This is a genomic window from Streptomyces bullii (assembly GCF_042657145.1).
GTDB lineage: Bacteria > Actinomycetota > Actinomycetes > Streptomycetales > Streptomycetaceae > Streptomyces > Streptomyces bullii.
In genome coordinates this window covers 246,865-270,118 of sequence record NZ_JBHSNY010000001.1, presented here as the reverse complement: position 1 = coordinate 270,118, position 23,254 = coordinate 246,865, and the positions used below count along the sequence as shown (strand labels likewise).

General features: G+C 64.1%; 14 protein-coding genes. 12 read left to right on the top strand and 2 right to left on the bottom strand.

The annotated features are described in order from the left end of the window. Positions 1 to 29: 29 nt before the first annotated feature. The 4 genes from ACFPZJ_RS01290 to ACFPZJ_RS01275 all read left to right on the top strand — a co-directional run bounded on the left by ACFPZJ_RS01290 (position 30) and on the right by ACFPZJ_RS01275 (position 3,921). The gene (locus tag ACFPZJ_RS01290) at positions 30 to 446 is read left to right on the top strand and encodes a head decoration protein (protein WP_215166577.1); all 417 of its coding nucleotides are present in this window, start codon (positions 30 to 32) and stop codon (positions 444 to 446) included. 14 nt (positions 447 to 460) lie between these two features. Then, positions 461 to 1,510: a major capsid protein gene (locus tag ACFPZJ_RS01285; protein WP_381015932.1), complete on the top strand. Its 1,050-nt coding sequence runs from the start codon at positions 461 to 463 to the stop codon at positions 1,508 to 1,510. Then, on the top strand, positions 1,510 to 1,791 hold the full coding sequence (locus tag ACFPZJ_RS01280) for a hypothetical protein (protein ID WP_215166575.1): 282 nt from the start codon (positions 1,510 to 1,512) through the stop codon (positions 1,789 to 1,791). The genes ACFPZJ_RS01285 and ACFPZJ_RS01280 overlap by 1 nt, the downstream gene beginning before the upstream one ends. 1,206 nt (positions 1,792 to 2,997) lie before the next feature. Beyond that, a complete protein-coding gene (locus ACFPZJ_RS01275; protein WP_381015929.1) occupies positions 2,998 to 3,921 on the top strand; it encodes an IS5 family transposase in 924 nt (307 codons plus the stop codon). On the opposite strand, the gene ACFPZJ_RS01270 is transcribed toward ACFPZJ_RS01275, so the two are convergent. Together ACFPZJ_RS01270 and ACFPZJ_RS01265 are read right to left on the bottom strand one after the other, a co-directional pair. Beyond that, a complete protein-coding gene (locus ACFPZJ_RS01270; RefSeq protein ID WP_381015926.1) occupies positions 3,857 to 4,303 on the bottom strand; it encodes a hypothetical protein in 447 nt (148 codons plus the stop codon). The two genes, ACFPZJ_RS01275 and ACFPZJ_RS01270, sit on opposite strands and share 65 nt — an antisense overlap. Positions 4,304 to 4,416: 113 nt before the next feature. After that, positions 4,417 to 4,932 (bottom strand): VUT family protein, encoded by a 516-nt coding sequence (locus tag ACFPZJ_RS01265; RefSeq protein WP_381015923.1) that lies wholly within the window; start codon positions 4,930 to 4,932, stop codon positions 4,417 to 4,419. Between the two features lie 552 nt (positions 4,933 to 5,484). On the opposite strand from ACFPZJ_RS01265, the gene dpdE reads away from it, so the two are divergent. The 8 genes from dpdE to dpdD are packed head-to-tail and all read left to right on the top strand — an operon-like array spanning position 5,485 to position 23,202. Next, positions 5,485 to 8,802, top strand: a complete 3,318-nt coding sequence (gene dpdE / locus ACFPZJ_RS01260) for a protein DpdE (RefSeq protein WP_381015921.1) — start codon at positions 5,485 to 5,487, stop codon at positions 8,800 to 8,802. Further along, complete coding sequence (dpdF, locus tag ACFPZJ_RS01255) at positions 8,792 to 11,428, top strand: protein DpdF (protein WP_381015918.1); 2,637 nt, start codon at positions 8,792 to 8,794, stop codon at positions 11,426 to 11,428. The genes dpdE and dpdF overlap by 11 nt, the downstream gene beginning before the upstream one ends. Beyond that, on the top strand, positions 11,428 to 12,336 hold the full coding sequence (dpdG, locus tag ACFPZJ_RS01250) for a protein DpdG (protein WP_381015915.1): 909 nt from the start codon (positions 11,428 to 11,430) through the stop codon (positions 12,334 to 12,336). Before dpdF ends, dpdG begins: the two co-directional genes overlap by 1 nt. Next, entirely contained in the window at positions 12,329 to 15,454 is a 3,126-nt protein-coding gene (gene dpdH, locus ACFPZJ_RS01245) for a protein DpdH (RefSeq protein WP_381015912.1), read from the top strand. The genes dpdG and dpdH overlap by 8 nt, the downstream gene beginning before the upstream one ends. Continuing rightward, the gene (locus tag ACFPZJ_RS01240; protein ID WP_381015909.1) at positions 15,451 to 16,137 is read left to right on the top strand and encodes a hypothetical protein; all 687 of its coding nucleotides are present in this window, start codon (positions 15,451 to 15,453) and stop codon (positions 16,135 to 16,137) included. The genes dpdH and ACFPZJ_RS01240 overlap by 4 nt, the downstream gene beginning before the upstream one ends. After that, positions 16,134 to 20,636, top strand: coding sequence for a protein DpdJ (gene dpdJ, locus ACFPZJ_RS01235; RefSeq protein ID WP_381015907.1), 4,503 nt, complete (start codon positions 16,134 to 16,136; stop codon positions 20,634 to 20,636). The genes ACFPZJ_RS01240 and dpdJ overlap by 4 nt, the downstream gene beginning before the upstream one ends. Further along, the gene (gene dpdK / locus ACFPZJ_RS01230; RefSeq protein ID WP_308114528.1) at positions 20,633 to 21,154 is read left to right on the top strand and encodes a phospholipase D-like domain-containing protein DpdK; all 522 of its coding nucleotides are present in this window, start codon (positions 20,633 to 20,635) and stop codon (positions 21,152 to 21,154) included. The genes dpdJ and dpdK overlap by 4 nt, the downstream gene beginning before the upstream one ends. Next, positions 21,151 to 23,202 (top strand): protein DpdD, encoded by a 2,052-nt coding sequence (gene dpdD / locus ACFPZJ_RS01225; RefSeq protein WP_381015905.1) that lies wholly within the window; start codon positions 21,151 to 21,153, stop codon positions 23,200 to 23,202. The genes dpdK and dpdD overlap by 4 nt, the downstream gene beginning before the upstream one ends. The last annotated feature ends 52 nt before the right edge of the window (positions 23,203 to 23,254 follow it).

Genomic DNA, 23,254 nt, shown 5'->3' with positions numbered 1-23,254 from the left:
CTGACCGCAGCGTCCATGGAGACACGCACATGACCATCCAGCCCGTCTCGACGTCCGAGTACACCACCGCCAACCGTGAGTGGCTGGCGTCCCTGCACGGCACCGACTCCGTCGATACGATCACCCTCGACCTCACCCTGTTCAGCGAGGGCACGCACTACGTGTGCGGGGACGGCTGCGACCCGTACGGCCGGGTGCTCTCCGGCGTGCCGGTCGGCAGGGTCGCGGAGTCCGGCCTGTACGGCCCGTACGACCCCGAGGCGCACTGCGGCCGCCAGATCCTGCGCGGCTTCGTGATCGCCGAGGCCCCGTTCGCTCCGGGGCAGACCCGCGTTCCGGCCGCTCTGCTGTGGCACGGCGCGGTGAAGGCGTCGAAGGTGCCGGGCGGCATCGACGTGTCCCAGCTCGTGTGGCACCCGCGTGCCGCGCAGATCCGCTTCGTCTGAGCGGGGGCTGAGCTGTGACGATTCAGTACCTGCTCAAGGACGTCTCGGTCATGGACCTGACGGCGTTCGCCAGGGCGATCCCGTCCCCGAAGGACTTCCTCCTCACCCAGACCATCTTCCCGACCGTGGAGATGCGCGAGGTGAAGTGGCGTACGAAGGACTCGGGCCGGTACGTCAACGTCGCCAAGTACCGCGCGTTCAACGCGAGCGTCCCGTTCGCGACCCGTGAGGCGTGGCAGACCTCCCGCGAGGGCGCGCTGCCCGCGCTGGGGCAGAAGCTCGTCGTCTCCGAGCAGGAGCAGATCCTGCTGGAGGCGTCGCACGGCTCGGACCAGGACCGGCTGATCGAGCTGCTGTACGACGACGTGGAACGCCACGTCGAGGCCATCCGCTCCCGGCTGGAGCTGGCGGCCGGCGACGTGCTCACGGACGGCCGGTTCACGCTGGAGCAGGAGAACGGCCTGACGCTGGAGGTGGACTGGAACGTCCCCGCCGAGAACATGCCGGTCGCCCGCATACCGTGGTCGGACCCGGCCTCCGACCCGATCGCGGACGAGCTGCGGTGGATCCAGCACCTGGACGACATCGGCGCACCGGAGCCGGAGCTGGTGATCACCAGCCGGAAGGCGTTCAGCTACCTGGCGGCGAACAACGCCTACAGGGCGGCCTACTACGGCAGCGTGAACCCGTCGACCACGCCGACCGCGACGCTCACCCCACAGCAGATCAACGTGGTGCGCGGCAACTACAGCCTGCCGCCGATCCAGTTCTACAAGGCCCAGGTGCGGGTGGACGGCAAGCCCCGCAAGGTGCTGCCCGAGGACCTGTGGATTCTGGTGCCGCCGGAGCGGGAGAAGTGGGCGCAGACCATGTACGGGGTGACGGCGGAGGCCCTGGTGCTGTCGCGCGGGTCGAACCCGGAGATCATCCGTGAGGACGCTCCTGGCCTGATCATCACCCGCGGGGTGCAGGATGACCCCGTGCAGATCTGGACCAAGGGTGCCGCGGTGGGTATGCCCGTCATGCACACCCCGGACGCGCACATCGTGGCGAAGGTCCTGTGATGCCCGTGCGCCGATTGATCGCTGCCGTGTACGTGAAGGACCCGGAGACCCACGAGGACCTGATCCTGCTGCCCGGCGAGAGCCCGGCACCGGAGATCGCCGCAGAGGTGACGAATCCGAATGCCTGGGATGCGCCGTCGCCCGACGACGCCGAGCCGGAACCGACCGCGGCCGGCGGGCCAGGCCCGACCGCGGGCACGCCGGACCAGGAGCAGGGCGAGGCCGACGGCGTCGGTGCAAAGAAGTCGACGTCGCGGCGGACACGCTCGTCCTCCGCGTAATACGCTCACCTGTACGGCCCGGAGCTGGCTCCCCCGTCTGGCTCCGGGCCGTGCCTCGTATCGAGGGATGTGAATGGACGAGTTCCAGCGGTCGTGGCTCCTCGCGCAGCTCGGCCCGGACACCGACCCGGCCGGCCTGGAACGCCGCTTCTTCCGGCTGCGGTCGGTACGGGCCGTCGCTCTCGAGGTCCTGGGCGAGCGTCGCGCGAAGCTGCTCGCTGACCCACTGAAGGTCTCGGTTGATGGTGTGGTGACCATGGACCTGCAGGAGAACCTGCGCGGCATTGAGCGGCAAATGGAAGTCACACGGCAGGTACCTGCGCCCGACGACCCGCCAGAGGACGAAGACAAGACAAGCGAAGCTCTGGCCATGTGCCTTCCACTGACGGGCCGAAGGCCGCGGGAGCACGTATCCCCCGCGGCCTGTCTCACGGTTCTACAGCCAAGGCCAGTGGCCCCAACTCACCGCCCCGAGTACCAGGGCCGCACCTGTTGCGCCTGCCACAATCGCAGGCGAGACGTACACCGCGAAGATGGTACGGCCACCGACCAGCAGTTGTACGTTGGCGCGTCGTACGTGGGAGGACGTCGATGGGGGAGCCTCCGCCCAGGCGTCGTCCACGGGGCCATCCCCGGGTGACTGCTGGCTGGAACCTGTGCCATGGTGTCTACTCAAGAGTTGTCCTTTTCGCATGAGCACGGCCGCCGTCCCCCTGGCCGCCAAACCTGAAGGAGACGGTGGCACGCGACACTCGGTCCCCGCGGGGTTCGAGGGGACACAAAAGGGCCCCACCAGACCTAGGCATGGTGGGGCCCTCATTGATGACGCGACCGTATCGAAGGGGCTAGCAGCAAGGCAAGTTGACTCCGAGGCGTTGTTGGGGCCTGGTGAAAGTAGCCGTGCGGCTCGCAGCGTGGTGGTAGCGATCGCTGGGTTCTGTCTCTACACGGGTATCTGCCCACCTGCGATCTTGAAGCAATCGCGATTGGCTCGACCAACCCGTCGATCAGGCCGACCCACCAGAGCGCACAGAACTATGGTTCGCTCACTGGCTGTTCTCTATCCGGCCGGGTGATCGACGGGGTTCGAACAGGGGCCTGGTTCGGGTGAGTCTGCCGTTGTGGACGCATGGAAGAAGGGCCTCTTGGTAGCTCGCGGATGTCGAGTCCAGCGAGGAGCAAGAGGCCCTGTTGTCGAAGTGTCGCGTGATCACGGGTGACGGGTCCAGTCCGTCCACTCCTGGGTGTGACTGTCTCGCCCATAGGTTCGGGAACGCGGCCGACCGGCCGGGACGCCGGGCTCGGTACGGCTCGGACCTGAGCGATGCCGAGTGGGCCCTGGTGCGGGATCTGCTGCCGGTGCCGGGGTGGCTGGCAGGCCGGGGCGGGCGACCGGAGGGCTACTGCCACCGGCAGATGATCGACGCGGTGCGCTACCTCGTCGACAACGGCATCAAGTGGCGGGCGATGCCCGCGGACTTCCCGCCCTGGCCGCGAGTGTATGCCTTCTTCGCCCGCTGGCGGGATGCGGGCCTGGTCGCCGAGCTGCACGATCGGCTGCGGGAGACCGTCCGCCGGGCCGAGGGCCGCGATGCGGAGCCGAGTGCGGCGGTCATCGACTCGCAGTCGGTGAAGGCGGATGCCACCGTCGCCCTCGCCTCACGCGGTTTCGACGCGGGGAAGAAGGTCAACGGACGCAAGCGGCACCTGCTCACCGACACCCTCGGGCTGTTGCTGGACGTGCTGGTCACTCCGGCGTCGACCACCGACCGGGACGCCGCCCGCGTCCTGCTGCCGGCGGCCAGGGAGCGTTTCGGGCGGCTGGCACGGGTGTGGGCCGACGGCGGATACACCGGCCACCTCGTCGACTGGAGCACAGCCCAGCTCGATATTGTCCTCGACGTGGTCCGCCGCAGCGACGACACACGAGGGTTCCAGGTGCTGCCCCGCCGCTGGGTCGTGGAAAGATCGTTCGCCTGGTTTCTGCGCAGCCGACGCCTGGTCCGGGATTACGAACGTCGCCCCGACACCGGCGAAGCCGTCGTCCTGTGGTCGATGACCATGCTCATGAGCCGCCGCCTGGCCGCCCGGCACCAGTGTCCTGCTGCGAAGGCGGGACAGGCAGCGTGAACCTGCCCGGTTTCGCCTCGACCAGCCAGCCCCGTTCCACCAGCCGCTTAAGCCGTGCCCTGGCGCCTTCGACGCGGGAAACGGACGCACTGTCCCAGCCCAGCACCACCGCCGCCCGCCGGGCACCGAGCCCGTCGTCTCCCCCATCGGCCGCGGCGGCCATCAACGCCTGATAGTCCGGCGACAGCTCCGTCACCTCACTCGCGTGCCGCCGGTGAGGCACCGCCCGGCGCGGCCCGACCACCTTCTTCTGTGACATCTCGCTGGCCACGACGGCGGACGCGTTCTCCTCGGCCAGCGCCTCCAAGTACTGCTCCAGGCCGATCACCCGGCGCCGGTGCACCTCCTCGGCGTCCGCCAGAGCCGTCCGCATCGACGGCATCCGCCACCTCCACGACTCCTCGCCCGGCAACAGGTCCAGGCTCCCGCAGCAGCAGCTACGTCACGCCTGACCAGCGAGAACAGGCACACGAGGTTCGGAAAGAGAACGGCCTCTCAGACGGTCGCCTGCTTACGGCGTCGGAGTAGTGTCAGAACAGTGATCGCGGCCAGGGTCATCCATGCCTTGCCAAGGATCTGACCGGGCAGGTAGTCGAAAGAGCCGAAGGCCAGCTTGAGGAAGAGAATGCTGTCCGCGAGCAAACCGACCGCGTTCGAGGCGAGCATCGCGATCAGCAGGCCGCGCTTGCGGAGGGGCTCGTAGACGGCGAAGTCCATGATCTCGGCGACCGCGAAGGCAGATGCCGAAGCGACAGCGAGCGCAGGGGTGGAGAGGAAGTACGACAGCACGGTTCCGACGGCTATGGCCGCGAGGACAGCTCCTCGTCCAGCGGATTCACGAGCGAGGTCTCGAAGGACCAGGGCGAGGCCGACCATGTAGACGCCGGCGGGGGCGGCATAGCCGAAGCCGACGGGGACTGCTCCGAAGTGGGTGACAGCGAGGTTGGCAGCCGGGATGGTGGCGATGTAAGCGACGAGGGTCGCGGTACCGGCAGGGGCGGGGACGTTCACAGGCTTCTTTCTCTCTCGGTGATGTAGCTGTTGCGCCGATACCACGCCGCGGACGGACAGCGAGGCGAACGCCCAGACAGTACATCCCAGGCCACTGACATCGGCACCGCTCCTGATCTTGGAGACTCTGTCCGGGATTGAGTGCACTGCCGGAGGCATATGCACATCACGTCGGCACGAGTCGGCCGCATCCGGGCATACAAGGCAGCGCGTCTCGAGCATGCAGACGCAGGTCAGGCGGAGGTCATCCCCCGGCGACGGCAAGAGTCTCGTTGCCGTGCACGGCTCCCTGCGACAGCGCCGCCATCCCTAAGCAAGACGTCGTTTCGGCCGAATTTTACGCCGCGATGCACACAGCAAAGCCGCCCGATAAGTTCAGTTAGTTCACATTAGGGAGATATGAGGCGTCGCAAGAGGGCGCCGCAGGAGTGCCTACCGTCCAGTACCGAAAGTGCGTGCGAATTCGCGGTCTGCTCCGTCGACTGTGTTGTCAGTGGGTGCGCTTAAGCTCGTGCCAGTTGTTAAATCAGCAGGTGGGGGGCGAGCAGAAGGATGTCTCCGGACTTCGAGGTCGGGCACCTTGTCACGTTCACAGGAGCGCCCGGAATCGGCCGAGTGGGGGCTGTCGACGGGGGTACTCTCCGCATCGACTTCTTCGAGTCCGTCGCCGAGCCAGAAGTCGAGTCGCGCACGGTTCCAGCGACTGCATGCCGGCCCGCCGTGCTCAAGCGGGAGACTCGCGTTTTCTGGCGCAACCCGAACACGGGAGCGTGGCTCGCTGGGCGAGTACAACTGGCCCGGCGTCCCACGTATTTCGTCCACTTCCCGAACACCCAGTCAGACCTGCCGGTGCAGGAGACCGAGCTTCGCGTCCGGTGGGACAAACCTGTGCGCGACCCGCTCCAAGTGCTGGTCTCGGGGGGCAACGAATCCGGCTACTACCACAACACTCGGCTACCGCTGCTTCACAACCTCATCGGCCAGCGGGCAGCCTGTGCCAGCACACCCGCCCTGCTGTCGTCCGCGGTCGAGATCTACCCCCACCAGATCCACGCGGCCCTGACCGTGCTCTCCGATCCGGTCCAGCGGTATCTCCTCGCCGACGAAGTCGGTCTGGGGAAAACCATCCAGGCTGGCTACGTCATTCGGCAGACCTTGATCGACAACCCGAGCGCCCGGATCACGATCATCACGCCGGAGATTTTGCGGCGGCAGTGGCTGAGCGAACTGCGCGAGAAGTTCTTCATCAGCGACTTCGTTGACCGCCGCGTGCGGTACTCATCCCACGAGACGCCGGAGAACTGGGCCGAGTACCACGACAGCGAACTCGTCGTCGTGGACGAGGCTCACGAACTGGTGCACAACGCCGATAATAATGACCCCCGGTACCGCGAACTGTGCGCCCTGGTCCACGCCGCCCCCAAGCTTCTCTTGCTGTCAGCCACACCGATCACAGCCGGACCGACAGCTCAGTTGGCCCTTCTACACCTCCTCGACCCCGCCCTCTACAGCTGGGAAGACCGGGACGCCTTCGCGCGTCGTCACGAGATGCGTGAGAAGCTCGCGGACCGCGTCTCCGGCCTCGATGAGAAGTTCCCTCCCCTTCTGCCCTCCACCATCGACCGCATCCGGGACGTCATCCCCGAAGACCCGCTCTTCGAGGAGCTGGCCCCGCAAATCCTCGAACTCCTCGACGAGTACGACGAGCTCGCCGACGAAGCGAACACGCCCGAACTCGCCCTGCGTGTCGAGGCGCTCCGTGCTCACATCAGCGAGACGTACCGGCTCGACCGCCGAGTGATCCGTCACCGCCGAGCCCGTGTCCTGCGTGACGACGAAGACTCCGACCTCGTCCCCTATGTCGTACGCGGTCGAGCCCTCCCCCAACTCCTCGGTGACGGGACGCTGCACTCCATTGCCACGGAGACTGCACGGACCTGGCAGCGTGAAACGTGGGATCGTCTCCTTGACGAGAACCTCGATGAACAACGATCCGCGTACGGTCTCGTTCTCGGCATCCTTGTCTCGCGACTCGGCGGTCCCTCCAACGACTTCCTGGACTCCCTGCGGTGGCGCGTGCGCCAAGACACGCAGGCAGCAGGTCGTGCTGGCCTGACGAGCCAGGAGCGCGACCTGCTGGCCGGCCCGCCGCTGCTCACGCACGAGTCGACTCTCCTGGAGCGGCTCGAAGCGAAGCTCGAACAGGACCTCCTCAAAGAGGAAACGGACGAGCTCACTGCCGTCCTCCTGCCCATCGTGGCCCAGAGCGGAAGAACCGCGATCTTCGCGGGAGCCGGTTCGCTCGCATCGAATCTGGCTGCAGAACTGCAGCGTCGCCTCCCCGACGTGCTCGTTGCCGAGCACACCCGTCACGCCGGATCGGAAGCGTCACACAAGGCCGTAGAGGCATGGCGGGCTCCCTATCCGAAGAACCCTCGGGATGCTCGTGGGGCTGAGAAGCTGCCTCGCGTACTCGTCATGGACGACTCGGCTGACGACGGCCTGAACTTGCAAACCACCAACACAGCGGTACACCTGCGGCTTCCCTGGTCACCGAACCGTCTGGAGCAACGACTCGGCCGCTTCGACCGATACCCCGACTTCGGGGAGACCGGTCAGGACCCCGCCACTCAGTTCGTCCTTGCCGAGGCCGGCGAGTTCACCGGGGCCTGGCAGGCTCTACTGAAAGACGGCTACCAGATCTTCTCCGGGTCGGTCTCCACCCTGCAGGACGCCATTGCAAGGGATCTCGCGGGCGTGTGGTGCACCGCCCTCGTTGAAGGACCGGACGGACTGGCCAACTTATCGCCACACGTCGCGTCCCAGTTGAAGGACGCTCGGGCTGCCATCGCCAAATTCGAACGAGTCGAGGCCGTCCACGAGTCCGCCACCTACCAGACAGACGTTGCTGCCGAAATCGCAAAATTCGAGCAGCCGCGCCGCAAGATCGAAGATGCCTTGCTCAACTACGCCGGCGACGGATCCTCCGGCATCAAGCTGCCGCACTGGACACGCTCGGTGAACGGCTGCATCCGCCACAAATTCAACCTCGAGGCCCAGCCGCTGGTCTCCCCGCACCTCTACCAGAGGCTGAAGACCAAAGTGCCGGCCGAAGCCGCTGAGGCCACGTTCTTCCGGGCCGACGCACTGCGCTCCTCCGGCACCCGCCTGTTCCGTATCGGCAACCCGCTCGTCGACATGCTGACCTCGGTCATCTACACCGATGACCGAGGGCAGGCCACGGCCTTCTGGAGACTCGCCCCCAACCACCGGGGCGAACTGGAGCCCTACTTCGGCTTCGACTTCGTGGTAGAAGCCAACATTAACGGCGCCGTCGCCCTGGTCAACGATGTGGGCGCGGAGAAGGCCCGCCTCGCGCTCCGCCGACAGGCAGACCGGATCCTTCCCCCCTTCGCCCTCAAGGTGTGGGTCGCAGCAGGCAGCACGAAGGCCGTTACCGACGAGCAGACCCTCGTATGGCTGGAGAAGCCCTACGACAACAACAAGGACCACAACTACAACCCGAAACTGATCCATGAACTCACCGACATCTTCGGAGGGTGGAAGTACTACGCAGCCGCAGCAAAATCAGCCAACGTAATCGCCCTCGAAGAGCTTGAGCAGGTAACCAAACTCCCTGCCATGTGCGACCGCGCACAGAAGGCGGCCCGCCGTCGCCTCGCGGTAGCTGCAGCCCAGGCCAAGTCTCGTGGGGCAGCCAGCCACCTCCTGGGAGATACCGAGAGTTACATAACGGACGTGTCCGTCGCGGACGCCCTTGTCGAGGGACTCACCCAGCCAACAGTGCGACTGGTCGCGGCCACGTGCATCGTGAAGAGCGGGTATAGGAGGGTGCGGCATGGCTCCTGACGCAAGCAGCACCTCCCTGTCCAAAGCTGCTCTAAACATTGACAGTTGGACAGGAGCCGACGAACTTCTGCGTTCCTGGCCCTCGGTTCCGCCCATGGACGACAGCCAAGGCACCCTGCGACGCCTCCGCGACGCCCTCGTCGGACTGGACAACGGGTCGTCGGGATGGCGAGATGCGGCGGCCCTCATCCGTCAAGTCCTGCTTGAAGCCCAGGCCCGCGGGGTCCACAACGGCCTGGTTGTCCCCAAACACCCTGTACTGCCCTCCCAAGAGCAATGGTCACAACTGCACTGCGATGCGATGCCACACGAGCGGGGCTTGTACATCACAGCGAAGCCCTGGCATCCACCGGTGGAAGAGAACGATGCGGCGGCAGTAGCTCGCGAGGATCTGCGGCAGGTGTACCTAGGAGAAGCGGCCGAACACCGTCGCCGCCGGGAACCCCACCCGGCGGACCCGTTCTGGACGGCGGCGCTCGGCGCGACGCACGAGCAGTACTTGTCCTTCGGTCAAAGGCAGGCTGCGCGGGCCGTCGCGCTCGCGCAACCAGGCAGCAGCGTGATCATCTGCCTGCCCACGGGGCACGGCAAGACCGCAGTCATCCAGGCACCTGCGCTGCTCGCGAGTCGAAGCGCCGGCGTCTCAGTGGTGGTCGTGCCTACCGTCGTCCTTGCCCTCGACATGGAGCGCCGTACCCGCCCTCTGATGGAGGCGCAAGGGCGGACTAGTCCTACGGGACGCTATGCCTATGTCGGTGGCCTGCCGGACGACGTCAAGCAGCAGATGCGCGATGACATCCGCACGGGCCGGCAGCGCCTCGTATTCACCTCACCTGAGGCTCTTGTCCGGAGTCTGCGCAAGCCGCTTGAAGACGCGGCAGGAGCTGGTCTGCTCAAGTACTTCGTCATCGACGAAGCCCACCTCGTGGAACAGTGGGGCAACGGATTCCGACCCGAGTTCCAGACCATGTCCAGCCATCGTCGCACCTGGTTGAGCAAGGCTCCCGAAGGTCTGGCACCCGTCACGGTCGCCATGAGTGCCACCCTCACCACACAGCAAGTCAGCACGCTTGAAGATCTCTTTGCAGGACCAGACAAAGCTCAGATTGTCTGGGCTTCCCAACTTCGTCACGAACCTACCTATTACATCAACGCGTCCGCGACCACTCAACGCCGCGAGAACTCCATTCTTGAGGCTGTGTCGCTCCTGCCTAAACCCATGGCCTTGTACGTCTCGACAGTGGCAGACGCAAAAGAATGGACGAGGCGCCTTAAAACTGCTGGCTTTCATCGAGTCACTCATGTAACCGGGGACTCAAGTGACCAGGACCGACGCGATGCAGTGGAGGGCTGGGGCGGTAAATCCACCGAGGCCGACAGCAGAGTCTCCACCAGGTACGACATTGTCGTCGGCACTTCGGCATTCGGGCTGGGTGTAGATCTGCCGGACGTTCGGACCGTGCTACACGCATGCCTACCCGAAACCGTTGACCGGTACTACCAGGAGATCGGCCGAGGCGGCCGCGACGGAAACCCGTCAGTCGCCTACATGGTGACAGCACCCGGTGACCGGGACATCGCCGAAACCCTCGGTAGCGAACCAGTCATCTCCTCTGAGAAAGCGTGGAAACGCTGGGATGCCATGTTCCGACGAGAACAGCAACTCGGCGGCAGCCGCTACAGGCTCAATCTAGACTCCCGCCCCAGCCACGTCAGCGAGGATTCTGAAACTAATAGGTCGTGGAACGTTCGGGTTTTGAATCTCATGGTTCGCGCGAAGCTGATCGAACTCCACGTGCCGCAACCTCCTCAGCGCCAAGGTGAGGAACTCGAATCCGCCTGGGAGGAGCGCGTTGAGGAGTTCAAGAAGCGCGTGGCGACACAAGCTGAGGTCACAATCAAAGACCCGCAAGTCAACACTACGGAGCGTTTCGCTGATCGTTTCGAGGCAGAGCGCAAGAAACTTCTTGATGAGCAGAAGAAATCCCTCAAGGGTCTCCAAGAGGCGCTTGGTGGAAGTCAGTGCATTGGTGATGTCCTCGGGGAGTACTACCGCCTGCGTCGAGGCCAAGCTTCCTTGCCAACCCGTGTGACCTGCCGCGGATGCCCGAACTGCAGGGCAACTGGGCACCCCGACAAGTCTGGCTTCTACCGACTCGCGGGTGAGCCTCGGCCGTGGCTGCGTTTCCCGGCACCTCCCGTGAAAGACCCGCTGGCCCACTACCGTGACGGCCTATCGTGTCTGAGTTTGTGGTGGGAGGACGAGCAGGAACTGCGGCTCTACGTGCCCCGCCTCCTGGAGCGGCTGGTCCGGCGGGACATGACCATCGTTGGTGGTCCTGGTGTCACGGCACAATGCCGAGAGGTGCTCCAGAAGGCAGCACGTACACACCCTGTTGTACTCGACGAGGATGCAGAGTTGCTGAAGTCATGGGCCGGCCCCGTGGTTTGGATCTTGGACGATTCGGCGTCACTCGACTACGACACCGCCGCACGGTTCAGTTCGGAGGACGTCACATACCTCCTCCACCCGCACCAAACTCGACACCCAGACCGGGCCAGTGACCTGCTGATCGATATTCACCGAGCCAAGCTTCCGGTCTTCCGTGCCTTGGAGGAACTCTGATGACTCTCCTAAACGTAGGCGCAGCCCTGCCATCACAAGCATGGGCCGTGGTGCGGCTGCTCGCCTGCCTTGAGAAGGCACCCCCCTTGGAAGAAGCGCGTGCTCTGTTGTCTCCACCTTCAATCCGCGGCGAGAAGACACAGGACAAGCCCGCCTTCGATAAGGCAATCAGCACATTGGAAGAGTTGGACCTAATTCGGATCGAAGGGAAAGATCAGCAACTGTTTCTCGCTGGCCAGGCTGTTGACCTCGACGGCCAGGACGTATCTGCGTTCGGCTCCGCACTCCGACGCGCGATCCTCGATCCTGCCAAGAACACATCGCTTGGCGACTCACCTGACCAAACCGGACCTCGCGACCTCACCAGAGCTCTGGCGTGGCTGCTCACGTTTGATCCCACAGATCCAATGGACTGGCTCAGGGCGCAGAACGAGCAGAGAGAGGCCTTGCGTCCTGAGGCAGGACCCGTTTTCTCCAATCACACTCGTTGGCTTCGCTTCAACTACTGGGCGCCACCTCTGGGTCTAGCGGGAGCGCCTCTATTCCAAATCGAGGAAGGCAACGCAAACCGGCTTGTCCCTGACTGCACAGTCGCCGTGAGACAAACCCTTGCCGAACTACAGCAAACCGACGTGAGGATAAACGCAGTGGAGCTCTTGCGTACAATCCGCGAACAGCTCCCTGTACTGCCAGGTGGTGCTCACTCACGAGCGGTGGGACTCCGCTCACCGGGAGACACCGCAGCCGGCGCAGCTCTCTCATATGCGCTGCTTCGCGGTGAAGACGAGAAGTGGTTGCGGCTGGAGCACGATGACGATGCTCAACACGTTCTCCAGGTGCACGACCCGGATAGGTCATCTGCACGGCCGGTCAGCGCCATCACCATCTTGGAGGCCGTCAATGGCTGACTTCCGCGACCTCTGCTGGGATCCAGCGACCGCAACTGCCACGATCAACACCGAGGCCATCAGCCCGCACCGGTCCGTATTCCTTGCCACGCATGCACCCTTGCGTATCAAGCGCGCCTTGGTCTCGGAGGACAAGCAGGTCCAGCCCATCGGCGACCTGATCAATGAGCGGTCGGTGATAGACGACTTCGTCACGAAGAAGTCGGACTCAGGCGCTCTCCTGATGTTGGTCCTCGGAGACACCGGGTCCGGGAAGTCCCATCTGATTCGATGGGTGCGCGAGAAACTCCCGGAGTTCATTCCCGACTCGGCCACCCACGAGGTCATCTATCTCGAACGCTCTATGACCAGTCTCAAGGCAGTGGTCAAGGCTCTCATCGCCAAGGCAGACAGCAGCGAGCTAGCACAGCTCAGGGATGATGTCGACAGGTTCACTGCCGAAATTGATCAAGAGTCGCTTGGCCGCCGAATCCTCAATGAACTGAGTGAGCGCCTCTCTTCGACGCCACCGAAGGAGATCCCTGGGCCAGGACGGGTCCTTGCCGGCCCCGGCAGACTGGCAGCGATGCTGCATGACCCGTTCATTCGGCAGCACATGCTGTCGGAAGGGAAGTTTGTTCCGCGACTCGCGGCTCAACTCCTCAAGGATCGTCGTAGCGGGCAAGACGAGCGTCCCGAGAGCTTCACCATTGAGGACTTGCCCCTAGACGTCGATTATGACAACGCCGCTTCGGATATGGTCGCCCGGCTGCTTAATCAGATTGCTACGCGAGACGACCTACAGGCCACGGCCGTGGATCTACTCAACAGGAATTTGGAAGCTGCGGTCAAGAACGCGGCCAACCTTGGCGCAGGACGTCTCCTAGACGCCATGATGCAGGTACGCGCGGAGTATCAGCGACTTGGCAAGGAAATCATTCTTCTAATTGAGGACTTTGCTCTCATCCAAGGCGTCCAACAGGACCTCCTGGACGCAGTTATCGAAGCAGCGAACCGAGACGGAAGGACATCGCTCGCCCCAATCCGCACGCTTATGGCTGTCACCCCGGGCTACCTTGAACAAATTCCAGAGACCGCGCTGAGCCGCATTCGAGCCACAGCAGGATACGTCTACAACCTGGATGTCCCATTTAGTCAAACTGACACCGGCAGCCAAGAAATCGCCTCATTCGTCGGACGCTATCTCAATGCGGCCCGCGTGGGCCGAAACGCTCTGGAGACAGCACGTGACGGGGAGACGCCTAACGCGTGTGACGGATGCACTCTACGGGAACGCTGTCACGAGGCCTTCGGCGTGACACCGCAGGGCTACGGCTTGTTCCCCTTCAACGCTTCCGCGCTTGTCAGAACCGTCCACTCTACCGCTGACTCAACGAAACCCTGGTCGTTCGTCCCCCGGACCGTCCTGGGCAGTGTCGTACGCCCCCTTCTGATCAATCACGCCGACCAAATCCGCCGAGGAGAATTCCCCGACTCTGAATTTCGACGTCGGTTCCCGAGAGCCGAAATCGACAAGGAACTGGGGCGAGATGCGCATGCCTTCATCGACGACCATGACCGCGTCGATCCTGAACGCCGAAAAACCCTCCTGCTATTTTGGGGAGACGCTCCTGCGGACGCCAATGAGATCGATGAAACAATCCTGGAAGCATTCTCCTTGCCTCCCTTGGATGGGAAAAGTCGAAGGATTCCGGCAGCAACGTCAACAATCTCCACGGCAGATCGTAAGGCTGAGAAACCGGATAAAGAGCCCGAGTCCACCATCGATGCGGATAATATTCCCCGGTCCCTGAAGCGGAAACTGGAAACCGTCAAGGTCTGGCTGACAAAGGAAGAGGTTCTCGACAACGCGACGGCTCATAATGTCCGCTCCATAATTGCAACGGCCGTGCTCCAGCGATACCGCTGGGAATCACCGCTCATGCATGAGCAGCCAAAGAAGGTGACAGATAAGGCCTGGCCTAATAATGCGACCGTGGTTTCAGTAACTGGGGCGGATGAACGGCTGGCTGGCGCTGCTGACGCACCTATCCGCTTTGGGCGTACAGCGAAGGACAGTTACTTCTTTGAGAGCCTGTTGTGTGCAGAGGCGGGAAAGGGTCAGGTCAGGAGCCAGGACATTCGGCGTCTCGCAACGTACGCCGACCAGCACGGACCAGCCCTTACTTCCCGTGTTCAGCGCCACCTAGAGATCACCGACGAGCAGTTGGTGCTCGGTCTACGTGCTTCCCTGCTGGGAGCGATGCTCGCTGGTCAGGCGGACCCAGGGATGGAGACCGCTGCTCTACTGACTGCGGTCCTTGACGAAGGCCAGGGATGGGAGCGGACAGACGTCGCGCTGCGCACAAAGCAGTGGAACGACGCCTTGAAGCGTCACCTCGATGCGCGTCCTGCTCTCGTAGATCGACTCAAGGAAGCCGTGGGTGTCGCCCAGGGTGTGACCGGAGCGGTGAGGATGATCGACGCTGCCCGAGTGCTTCCCCTGCTGAGGCAAGCGGCGTCTCAGTGGGAATGGACGGTCGACCGGACGCAGGTTCCGTCTTGGGTCCAGAAGGCAGTAACTGGCTTCGCCTCGCTTCCGACGCTGGTGGACGCTCAACTCGCCGAATTCGAACGGCTGTTGGGCGAGATCCGGAGCCGTCACCCTCGTGGAACCAACAGCGCACACACCCTCTCCGCAATTGAGGGCGCTCTCGCCGCGGCCAAGGAGGTCAATGGGCTGATGCCCCTCGGAGTTGATCAGACACTCCGTTTCGAGGAATTTCTTGAGCGAGGCAGGCAGGCCGAATGGAGCAAGGTCTCCGAACTGGAAGACGACCTCGCCCGGGCATCAGATGAAAGTCGAACCGACCGTGTCCGCCAGGCCGCTCGCTTTGCTGCGGCAGCGCAGGATCGCGGCACAAGCATACAAGACATCCTTCTCCTGCTCTCCGAAAGCGAATCGTGGCTGGAAGCTGCGCTGAGAAGGGCTGAAGCGCGAGCGGGTACCACTGCCATCGACAGCGTCTCTCTCGCCATGCAAACGGTGCTCGGTGAATGGAGTGAGGTAGCGCACCTCGCCTCTGCCTCTTGGAAGACGACCGAGGCTCCCGTCGCGCAGGAGGGGGATAACGAATGACACAAAGACCCGTCTACGAGATGGCGCTGCAACTACAGGACCGTGCCCGGCAGTTGTCTGAGGGCGCGGCTGGGGAGAAGGAAGCAGCCCGGGTTGCGTCACGTATCAGCGAATTGACGGCACGCCTGGCAGAGCTTCGCAGGGAAGTCACTGTGGCGCTTGCCTTGAAGGACCAGGGCGCAGCAGTCGTAGCGAGCCTGCCGGCAGCCAGCGATGGACTGGAGCCGTTCACTCGGCGGGCTGAGAACGGATGGCCCGGCGACCAAGCCTTCAATACGGCCAAGCGCAAGGTGCAGGAAGCAGCCACGGCCATCCGTGAAGAGAATCTAGCGGCGTGGGCCGAGTGGTCTGGTCGACGTCTCGCCGCTCTTCCCCTGGCCAGGATTCCGATGCTGCCTCCGCAAGAGCAAGCATCGGCTCGGTCACGTCGCGTGGACCTGGAACGGGCGGCATCAGCCAAAACGGTGACCACGGGCGACATCACGCTGTTCGTGACCAAGTGGGAGTCTCTTGCCGAGTCGCTGCGCGATGCAAAGGAGCCTCCAGCTGAACTACTCGCGCTCCTCGAACGCCTCGACAGTCGGCCCGCACCGACACTCCGTGACATCACAGATCAGGAAATCGCCCTCCTGCGCGAATTCGCCATGGACGGCCAGGTCTCACTGACAAGGAAGGGCGCGTGACACAGCTTTTCGGTCAAGGATTCGCCAATGCTCTCCTCAACCGACTCGAAGATCGCGAACTCCCGCTGCTCTCATGGGGTGTAACGGAAGGCTCGCTTTCCGAGGCCGAGGTTCTGGAGACCATCGACGAACTACTTCTCACACGGCAAGACGCACCATCCGGCGCCTCACCCGACGAGGTTCTTGAGGAGTGCCTCGAGCGGGCCCTGCTACTCGAGGTACCGGTGCCCGTCGTCTCTCCGCCGCGGTACCGGACCCGCATGGCAGAGACCTTGAGGCTGACGGCTGGGCTCCGGCAACTCTTCGTACGCGGCGGATGGTCCTCGCCGCCGGAACGAGGCTGGTGGCGACAGCAGAAGCGACTGATTGCCGACTACCGGCTCCACGTAGCCCCACGCCGCTACCCCCGCCGTGACATCCCCGCGGACGTCGCCCTGGCTGAACTGGCCAATCTTGATCACTGGCGCGACCTCCAGCATTCCGTCGCAGCGGCCCACGTCGGAAGCTACAAGCTGGCAAACTTCCAGTTGAAAGCGACCCGTGCCGTGTTTACGGCGCTTGGCGGTCGGCGCTCAGCGGGAATCATCGTCGGCGCCGGCACCGGTAGCGGCAAGACGCTCGCCTTCTACCTGCCGGCGTTCGCCGCCATGGCAGAGCACGCACGCCCAGGCACAAAACCGCGGGTGCATACCCTCGCGCTCTACCCACGATTGGAACTGCTTCGCGATCAACTTCGGGACGCGGTTCGCGCGGCTGAAGGCGTAGAGCCCGCCCTGCGTGCCCAAGGACGCCGTCCCCTGCGAATCGGCGCACTCTACGGCAGCACGCCATGGAGCATCAACGATCCCAAGTTGCAGCCCGGGAGCCAGGCTCGCGGAGCCTGGGCGCGAACCGCAGACGGGGCCATCTGCCCGTACCTAGCCTGCCCCAACCCCGATTGCGGGACGGGTGACCTGGTGTGGTCAGACAGTGACCGGCTCCAGCGCCGCGAACGGCTCACCTGTGCGAATGCGAAGTGCGGCTACACGATCAAGGACGGTCGCCTGGCACTGACGCGAGACTCGCTGAAGGACAAGGAGCCTGACCTCCTCTTCACCACCACGGAAACGCTCAACCAGGCCAGCAGTAACAGCAACCTTGAGCGGCTTCTTGGCTGGTGCGGCGGCAACCCCGGTCCCGCCCTTGTCCTGCTCGACGAGGTCCACACCTACACCGGTGTGCACGGTGCGCAGGTCGCCCTCCTCCTCCGCCGCTGGCGGGATGCGGTCGATCGGCCCGTCACGTTCGTCGGGCTGAGCGCCACACTGCGAGACGCCAAGCACTTCTTCGCGCAGCTCACGGGGCTGCGTCCGGGCGACATCGAGTCGATCGAGCCGGCTGAAGCTGAGTTGGAAGCCGAAGGCCGCGAATACGCTATCGCCCTCCGCGGGGACCCCGTCGCCGGGGCGAGCCTGCTGTCGGCATCGATCCAGACAGCGATGCTCTACGGGCGGGTGCTGGACCTCGAAAGCGACCGCTTCCTATACGGCTCCAAGGGCTTCCTGTTCACCGATGACCTCGACGTCACCAACCGCTTCTACGACGACCTCCGTGATGCCGAAGGCGGCCAGACCCGGTCCGGCCGCCGTAACGGTTGGGACCCCGTGCTCGCAGGCCTTCGCTCCCCGGATCGAGACGAGCACGGTGCCCGGTACCGCGAGGGACAGTCCTGGGATCTCGTCGAAAAGATCGGCCACGACCTCGATCCCAGCCTCCGCCTCCATCATTTGCGCATCGGCCGTACGTCATCGCAGGACGCGGGCGTCGACCACGACGCGGATCTCACAGTGGCCACTGCCTCGCTGGAGGTCGGCTTCAACGACCCGCGCGTCGGTCTGGTCTTGCAGCACAAGGCGCCCCGGGATGCCGCCGCGTTCATCCAGCGCCGCGGTCGGGCCGGACGTCAGCGCGGGACTCGTCCCATCACTGTGGTCACGCTGTCAGACTACGGTCGTGACCGCCTTGCCTACCAGGCTTACGAGACCCTGTTCGCCCCCGAGGTGCCGGCCCGAACACTGCCCGTGGGTAACCGGTTCGTCCTGAAGATCCAAGGTGCGCAGGCTCTTCTTGACTGGACGGCCCGGAAGCTCCGCCGTCGGAACCCGTGGGCCGATCCTCGAAAGCTGCTGGAGGCTCCATACAGCAATGCCACGCAGAAGCGGGACCCGGCATCCGAAGACCTGCTCGCAGATCTGCTCCAGGCGCTCCTCGACGATTCCGGACTCCAGGATGACCTCGCCAATCATTTGGTGAAGGCCCTCCAGATCAGCGCAGACGAAGCTCAGGCACTGCTGTGGGAGCAGCCCCGCTCACTGCTCTTGGCCGTAGTACCGACAGCCCTGCGTCGTTTGCGGAGCCGGTGGCACCCTCTGCGTGAAGACTCGGGGGCAAGGGAAGGTTCTCTCCTGCCAGAGTTCGTCACCCAGTCGTTGTTCGCGCCTCTGAATCTGCCAGAGGTGGACCTGCTGCTTCCGTTCTCCGAGGGCGACAGCGTCGAGCAGTTGCCCATCGCCCGGGCTCTGCGCGAGGCGGTGCCGGGGCGGGTCAGCCGCCGTTATGGTTACCGTCGCGACGAGCATCGCACGTGGCTTCCGCTGCCTCCCGACGGTACGAACACCCTGCCGCTCACTGACATCGTCCGCGGTCACGATCCCGAGGGGACCTGGCACCCTCACGGAGAAGACTCCTCTGTTGAGGTCTTCCGCCCGCATCAACTCATCCTCGATCAACCTCCGCAGGAGATCGACACCCGATCTCAGGGCGTTCCCCGTTGGGGCACGCAGATCGTTGCCTCCCAGGACGTGCCGCTGAGCCCGGCAGCTGTTCCCTACCCATCTCTGTGGTCTCAGCGCGTCGTTTCGGTGAATTTTGCGACGCATGCCGGTGGCAACCCCATCGAGGTTCGACGTATGACGATGGGTGCAGACTGCGAGGTCGTTCGTAAGCGCGGCGGGAGTGAGAAGCGAACCGTGCGTTACGAAGTGAACGGTCAGCCAGCGGCCCTCGGGTTCCGGCTTGATGTCGATGCGTTCCACGTCAGGCTGCGGCCGCTGGACCTCGCGGATCCTGCTATCCGTGCGTATCTCGCCCGTCCTCAATGGCGGTCGCTGGCGTTTTCGCAGGCAGTCTCTGAAGATCCAACACTCGCCGAAATCACGAACACGTTCCAGCGTGAGTGGCTGGCCCAGGTTTATTTGACAGCGTTCGCCTTGGCTGGTCTCGACGGTATGCGTACCGGCGAGCAGGTGCGGGCTTCGCTCGCCAATGGATCATGGAGTCATAATCTCGCTGAGATCTTCAAGGTCCTCTACCGGGACAACAGCGACTCTGAACAGCCCGTGGACGGTGATCGTCTCGTCACTGCCCTTCTGGAGTTGTCCCACGACGATCGTGTGATCGCCGCCCTCGACAGGGCCGCGGAACTCCTGGTGGCACCCGACGTGGCTGACCTGACCGAAGAACTGGCTCAGCGGGCGTACCGAGACACCCTCGCCGCTGCAATAGCCAGCGCGGCGCAGCGCGCCTGCCCCGACGCGCAGGAAGGCGACTTGATCGTCGACGTGCTCCCCGGAGACGGCCCGGGTGACCCGGCTACTGTGTGGCTGAGTGAGACGTCCATCGGGGGCCTGGGCGTCGTCGAGCACCTCGTGCAGTACTACACCGAAGACCCACGCCGCTTCTGGGGGCTCGTTGCCAGTGCGCTGGCCCCCAGCGATTACGAGTACGTCGACGCGACGCTGACTCGTCTCCTACAGCACCTCATTCAGGAACCCGGCGGCGAGGCCGCCGACGCGATAAGGGCTCTTCGCGGTGCTCATGATTCGACGGCAGCGGCTGCTGCGCTCCAGAGGCTTCGGTCAGCTTGGGAGCGCCTGGACGGTCCGCCGAGGCGCACGGCGGTGTCGGCCATGTCGACACGGCTCCTGCGCCCGGGCTCAAGCCCCGATACGGACGCGGTGGCGCTGGGCCTCGTCGACGCCTGGAACGAGTTGGAACGCCGGCTCGGCGTCGAGGTCGACGCCCGCGTTGTGGCATACGCAGCCGGGAAGGGCCGCCTCTCGCTGCCCAGTTCCCAGGTAACTGCGGACCAGGCGTTCAGCCTGATGTGGCCTCGCGGACGACAGGCTCGAACTCAAGATCTCCAGCACTACCAGCCCTACGTAGGGTCGCCCGTGCTCGATCGGCTTCTCGTGCAGGTCGCGCACGACGAGCGTATCCCGCAGATCGATGTAACCGAGACCGACTGGGCCCTGACGTATCAGAAAGCGATGTCAGAAGGCGCTGCGGTACACCTCGTGTGTCCTGCGCGGGAAGGCTCAGCGATGGCACAGGCCCTCGTACGCGTGCCAGCCCTGCCAGTAGACCGCGATGTCCTGCGGGTGTACGGCGAGATCCGCGGCTTCGCCCGCCAAGGCGACCAACTTCAAGTTCGAGTGGAACTTCGGGAGGCAGCGCAGTGAGCGTCCTGGAACGGACGGTCCGCATCGGAGCGGGTACGGGCCTTCGGATCGATGCAATGCTGTCGTCCGCTTTGATCGCCGAAGTGGTGAACCCAAGCAACGAGATCTGGCTGGTTTCGCCGTGGATCACTGATATCCAGGTTCTGGACAACAGCCAAGGCGCATACGACTCGTTCTTCGGCGATGTGCCTCCGTTGGACTGGCGGTTGTCTGAGGCCTTGATTCAGATCGCGAGCAGAGGGACAGGCGTCCACGTGGTGACGCGACCAGACCCCCACAATGCACCCTTCCTACGAAGGTTGGAGTCGTCAACGGAACGCGACTTCATCCATATCGTGCTGAACCCGGATGTGCATGAAAAGACAATGTGCGGTGACGAATGGATTCTGACTGGATCGATGAACTACACGGTCCGTGGCATGGCGGTCAACGATGAATCGGTCACGTACAAAGTCGGCGGTCCAGAGGCAAGCCAGGCCCGGCTGGACCTGAGGCAGAGGTGGGGTGCCGGCGCGTGAATCAGATCCAGCAGCGCACACGTGAGCAGTCCGAGCACTTTTTGCAGATGTTCTTCGGGGAAGGAAACGGGGTCTGGCCGAACCTCGACCCGGAATACCGCCACGGCCACCGGACCCTACCCTTCGTGCAGGCGTTTCGGCGCGGCGACGATGCTCCCATCGTGCTGCCCCGCACGTACCCAAGCGGGGATCGTCGGTTCGTGATGTACGTCATCGCGAGAGACACAGTGGACGCGGCGAAGACGGCTGAGTTGATCCGTGCTTTCGCCGGCCCGACGTACATCGCCTACAACCCGCTGTGGGGCCTGCGTCCCGCCGAACTCGACCCCGATGATCCCATCGAGAAGGCCATCCTCGACCACTTCGGGCCCGGGGTAACTTTCCGTCTCACCACCGGCAAGACTCCTCAGCACCGCACGAACCTGGCTGAGGCACTCCAACTCATGCAGCGGACAGTCGCAAACCGGCCGCCCAGGTTGTGGCGACTCGCCAAGCCCATGGGACGGCTCTTGGCCGAGTTCGACGCGTCGCTGTCAGCGGGTGGCGAGTCGGCATCTCTTGATGTGCTGGAGCAATTGGCCGCAACCGGTGGCATTACTGCAACCAATCTGGCCAACTTGCACATCAAGAGGCTGGACCGGTTGGGGCGCAGTGCAGATGTACTTGCATTCCCCGGACTTCTTGACATTGTTCGCCAGAACCCGCCTGCTCCAGTCCGGGAAGCGATTCTTAATGCTATCTATTCGGTGGCGTTGGAGAAGCCGCTAACGGAGAACGATCTAGATGCCGCGAAGAGCAGCCTGATCGAATCTGGCAGGGTGATCCCAGATCTACTCTCCGGCGAGTTCAGCAGTTTTGGGCCCCAGGCCATGACGGTGTTGTTGCTTGCCGCCAGAGTCCGTGAGGACATGGCGGTCTTGCAACGCCTTGTAGCCGCCACCCAGCACAGCGGCCATGACAGCGAAATCCCGTCGTCCGTGTGGAAGCACGTCGTGGAACTGCTGGAGCAGGAGAAGACGGCCGAGGCGTCAGCAGGCCTGCTTCCCGAACAGCAGCCAACTTTGGTCGAGTCAACAGTCGCGCGTGCGCTGGAATCTCACGTACCGGTCGAGTCCTGGGGCGCGCTCTTGAAGGCGATCGCAGGGGGAACTCCCGAGGCCCAGGCCGTCCTGGAGGATCGCAGATGGGTGGACTGGCCCAGTCCGGCAAGCGAAGATGCGGCGCTCGCTGAGTTCCTGGACGGCTTGCAGGACCATGAGGCAGACCGTGTGTGGAGCGCGGTAGGCGCCTTCATCGATGCCATTGGGTATGAAGCACCCGCAGGGCGTACGGCCCACGCCTTCATTCGCAATGCGCTGACCTTCGACCGGTTCGGCCCGGGGGATCTTGTGGTCCTCCAGGCCCTGATGGAGATTGCTCTACGAGCGGCTCCCACTGAGGCCGAGTACAGGGACCTGCTGGAGGAGATTGGGTCGGAGCGGAGCAGGTGGGTGGCTGCCGAGCGGGCAGCAATCGCCCTCGACTTCGTCGACCGGCTCTTCCTTGCGGCATGTCCCAGCGAGGATGCTCGCAGCAACCTGGCGTATGCGCTGTTGGAGCCTCTGTGGCTGCATCAGCAACGGCTCGACACAGCTGACTTGGCGTTCGCCAAGCGCCTCTCCCAAGAACTCGGCATCGAGTTTGCGTGGGAGGCGCCTGCCGGTGGTGAAGCCGATGACGAGCCGGCGACTGCCATCCCGCCGCTGACGCTCCTGCTGTACTCGCTGGATGAATCCGTCCTCACCCGCTGCCAGGAGGAGGTCAAGCAACTGGCGCCGGCGGTGAAGGTCGTGACGGCCGCGGATCACGTCGGTTCGCCGCAACTCCGACAGAAGGCCCGTTCAGCGGATGTGATCGTCTTGGCGACGCGCTGTGCGAAGCACGCTGCAACCGGCTTCATCGATCAGAACGCGGAGACCGAGCACATCGGATACGCGAATGGCAGTGGGTCGGCTTCTCTTCTTCGTGCTGCCGTCGACGCTCTTCGCGCTGCTGCTGCAGCGTCGTGACGGCGGGGCGGCCGCCCTACAAAGGTGGGGCGGCCGCCATCGGGGAGTGCCG

Excerpts from the sequence above, each read along its gene's own strand:
- ACFPZJ_RS01280 (WP_215166575.1), top strand. The coding sequence starts at position 1,510 with ATGCCCGTGCGCCGATTGATCGCTGCCGTGTACGTGAAGGACCCGGAG.
- dpdE (WP_381015921.1), top strand. The coding sequence starts at position 5,485 with ATGTCTCCGGACTTCGAGGTCGGGCACCTTGTCACGTTCACAGGAGCG.
- dpdG (WP_381015915.1), top strand. The coding sequence starts at position 11,428 with ATGACTCTCCTAAACGTAGGCGCAGCCCTGCCATCACAAGCATGGGCC.
- ACFPZJ_RS01240 (WP_381015909.1), top strand. The coding sequence starts at position 15,451 with ATGACACAAAGACCCGTCTACGAGATGGCGCTGCAACTACAGGACCGT.
- dpdF (WP_381015918.1), top strand. The coding sequence starts at position 8,792 with ATGGCTCCTGACGCAAGCAGCACCTCCCTGTCCAAAGCTGCTCTAAAC.
- ACFPZJ_RS01290 (WP_215166577.1), top strand. The coding sequence starts at position 30 with ATGACCATCCAGCCCGTCTCGACGTCCGAGTACACCACCGCCAACCGT.
- ACFPZJ_RS01270 (WP_381015926.1), bottom strand. The coding sequence starts at position 4,303 with ATGCCGTCGATGCGGACGGCTCTGGCGGACGCCGAGGAGGTGCACCGG.
- dpdH (WP_381015912.1), top strand. The coding sequence starts at position 12,329 with ATGGCTGACTTCCGCGACCTCTGCTGGGATCCAGCGACCGCAACTGCC.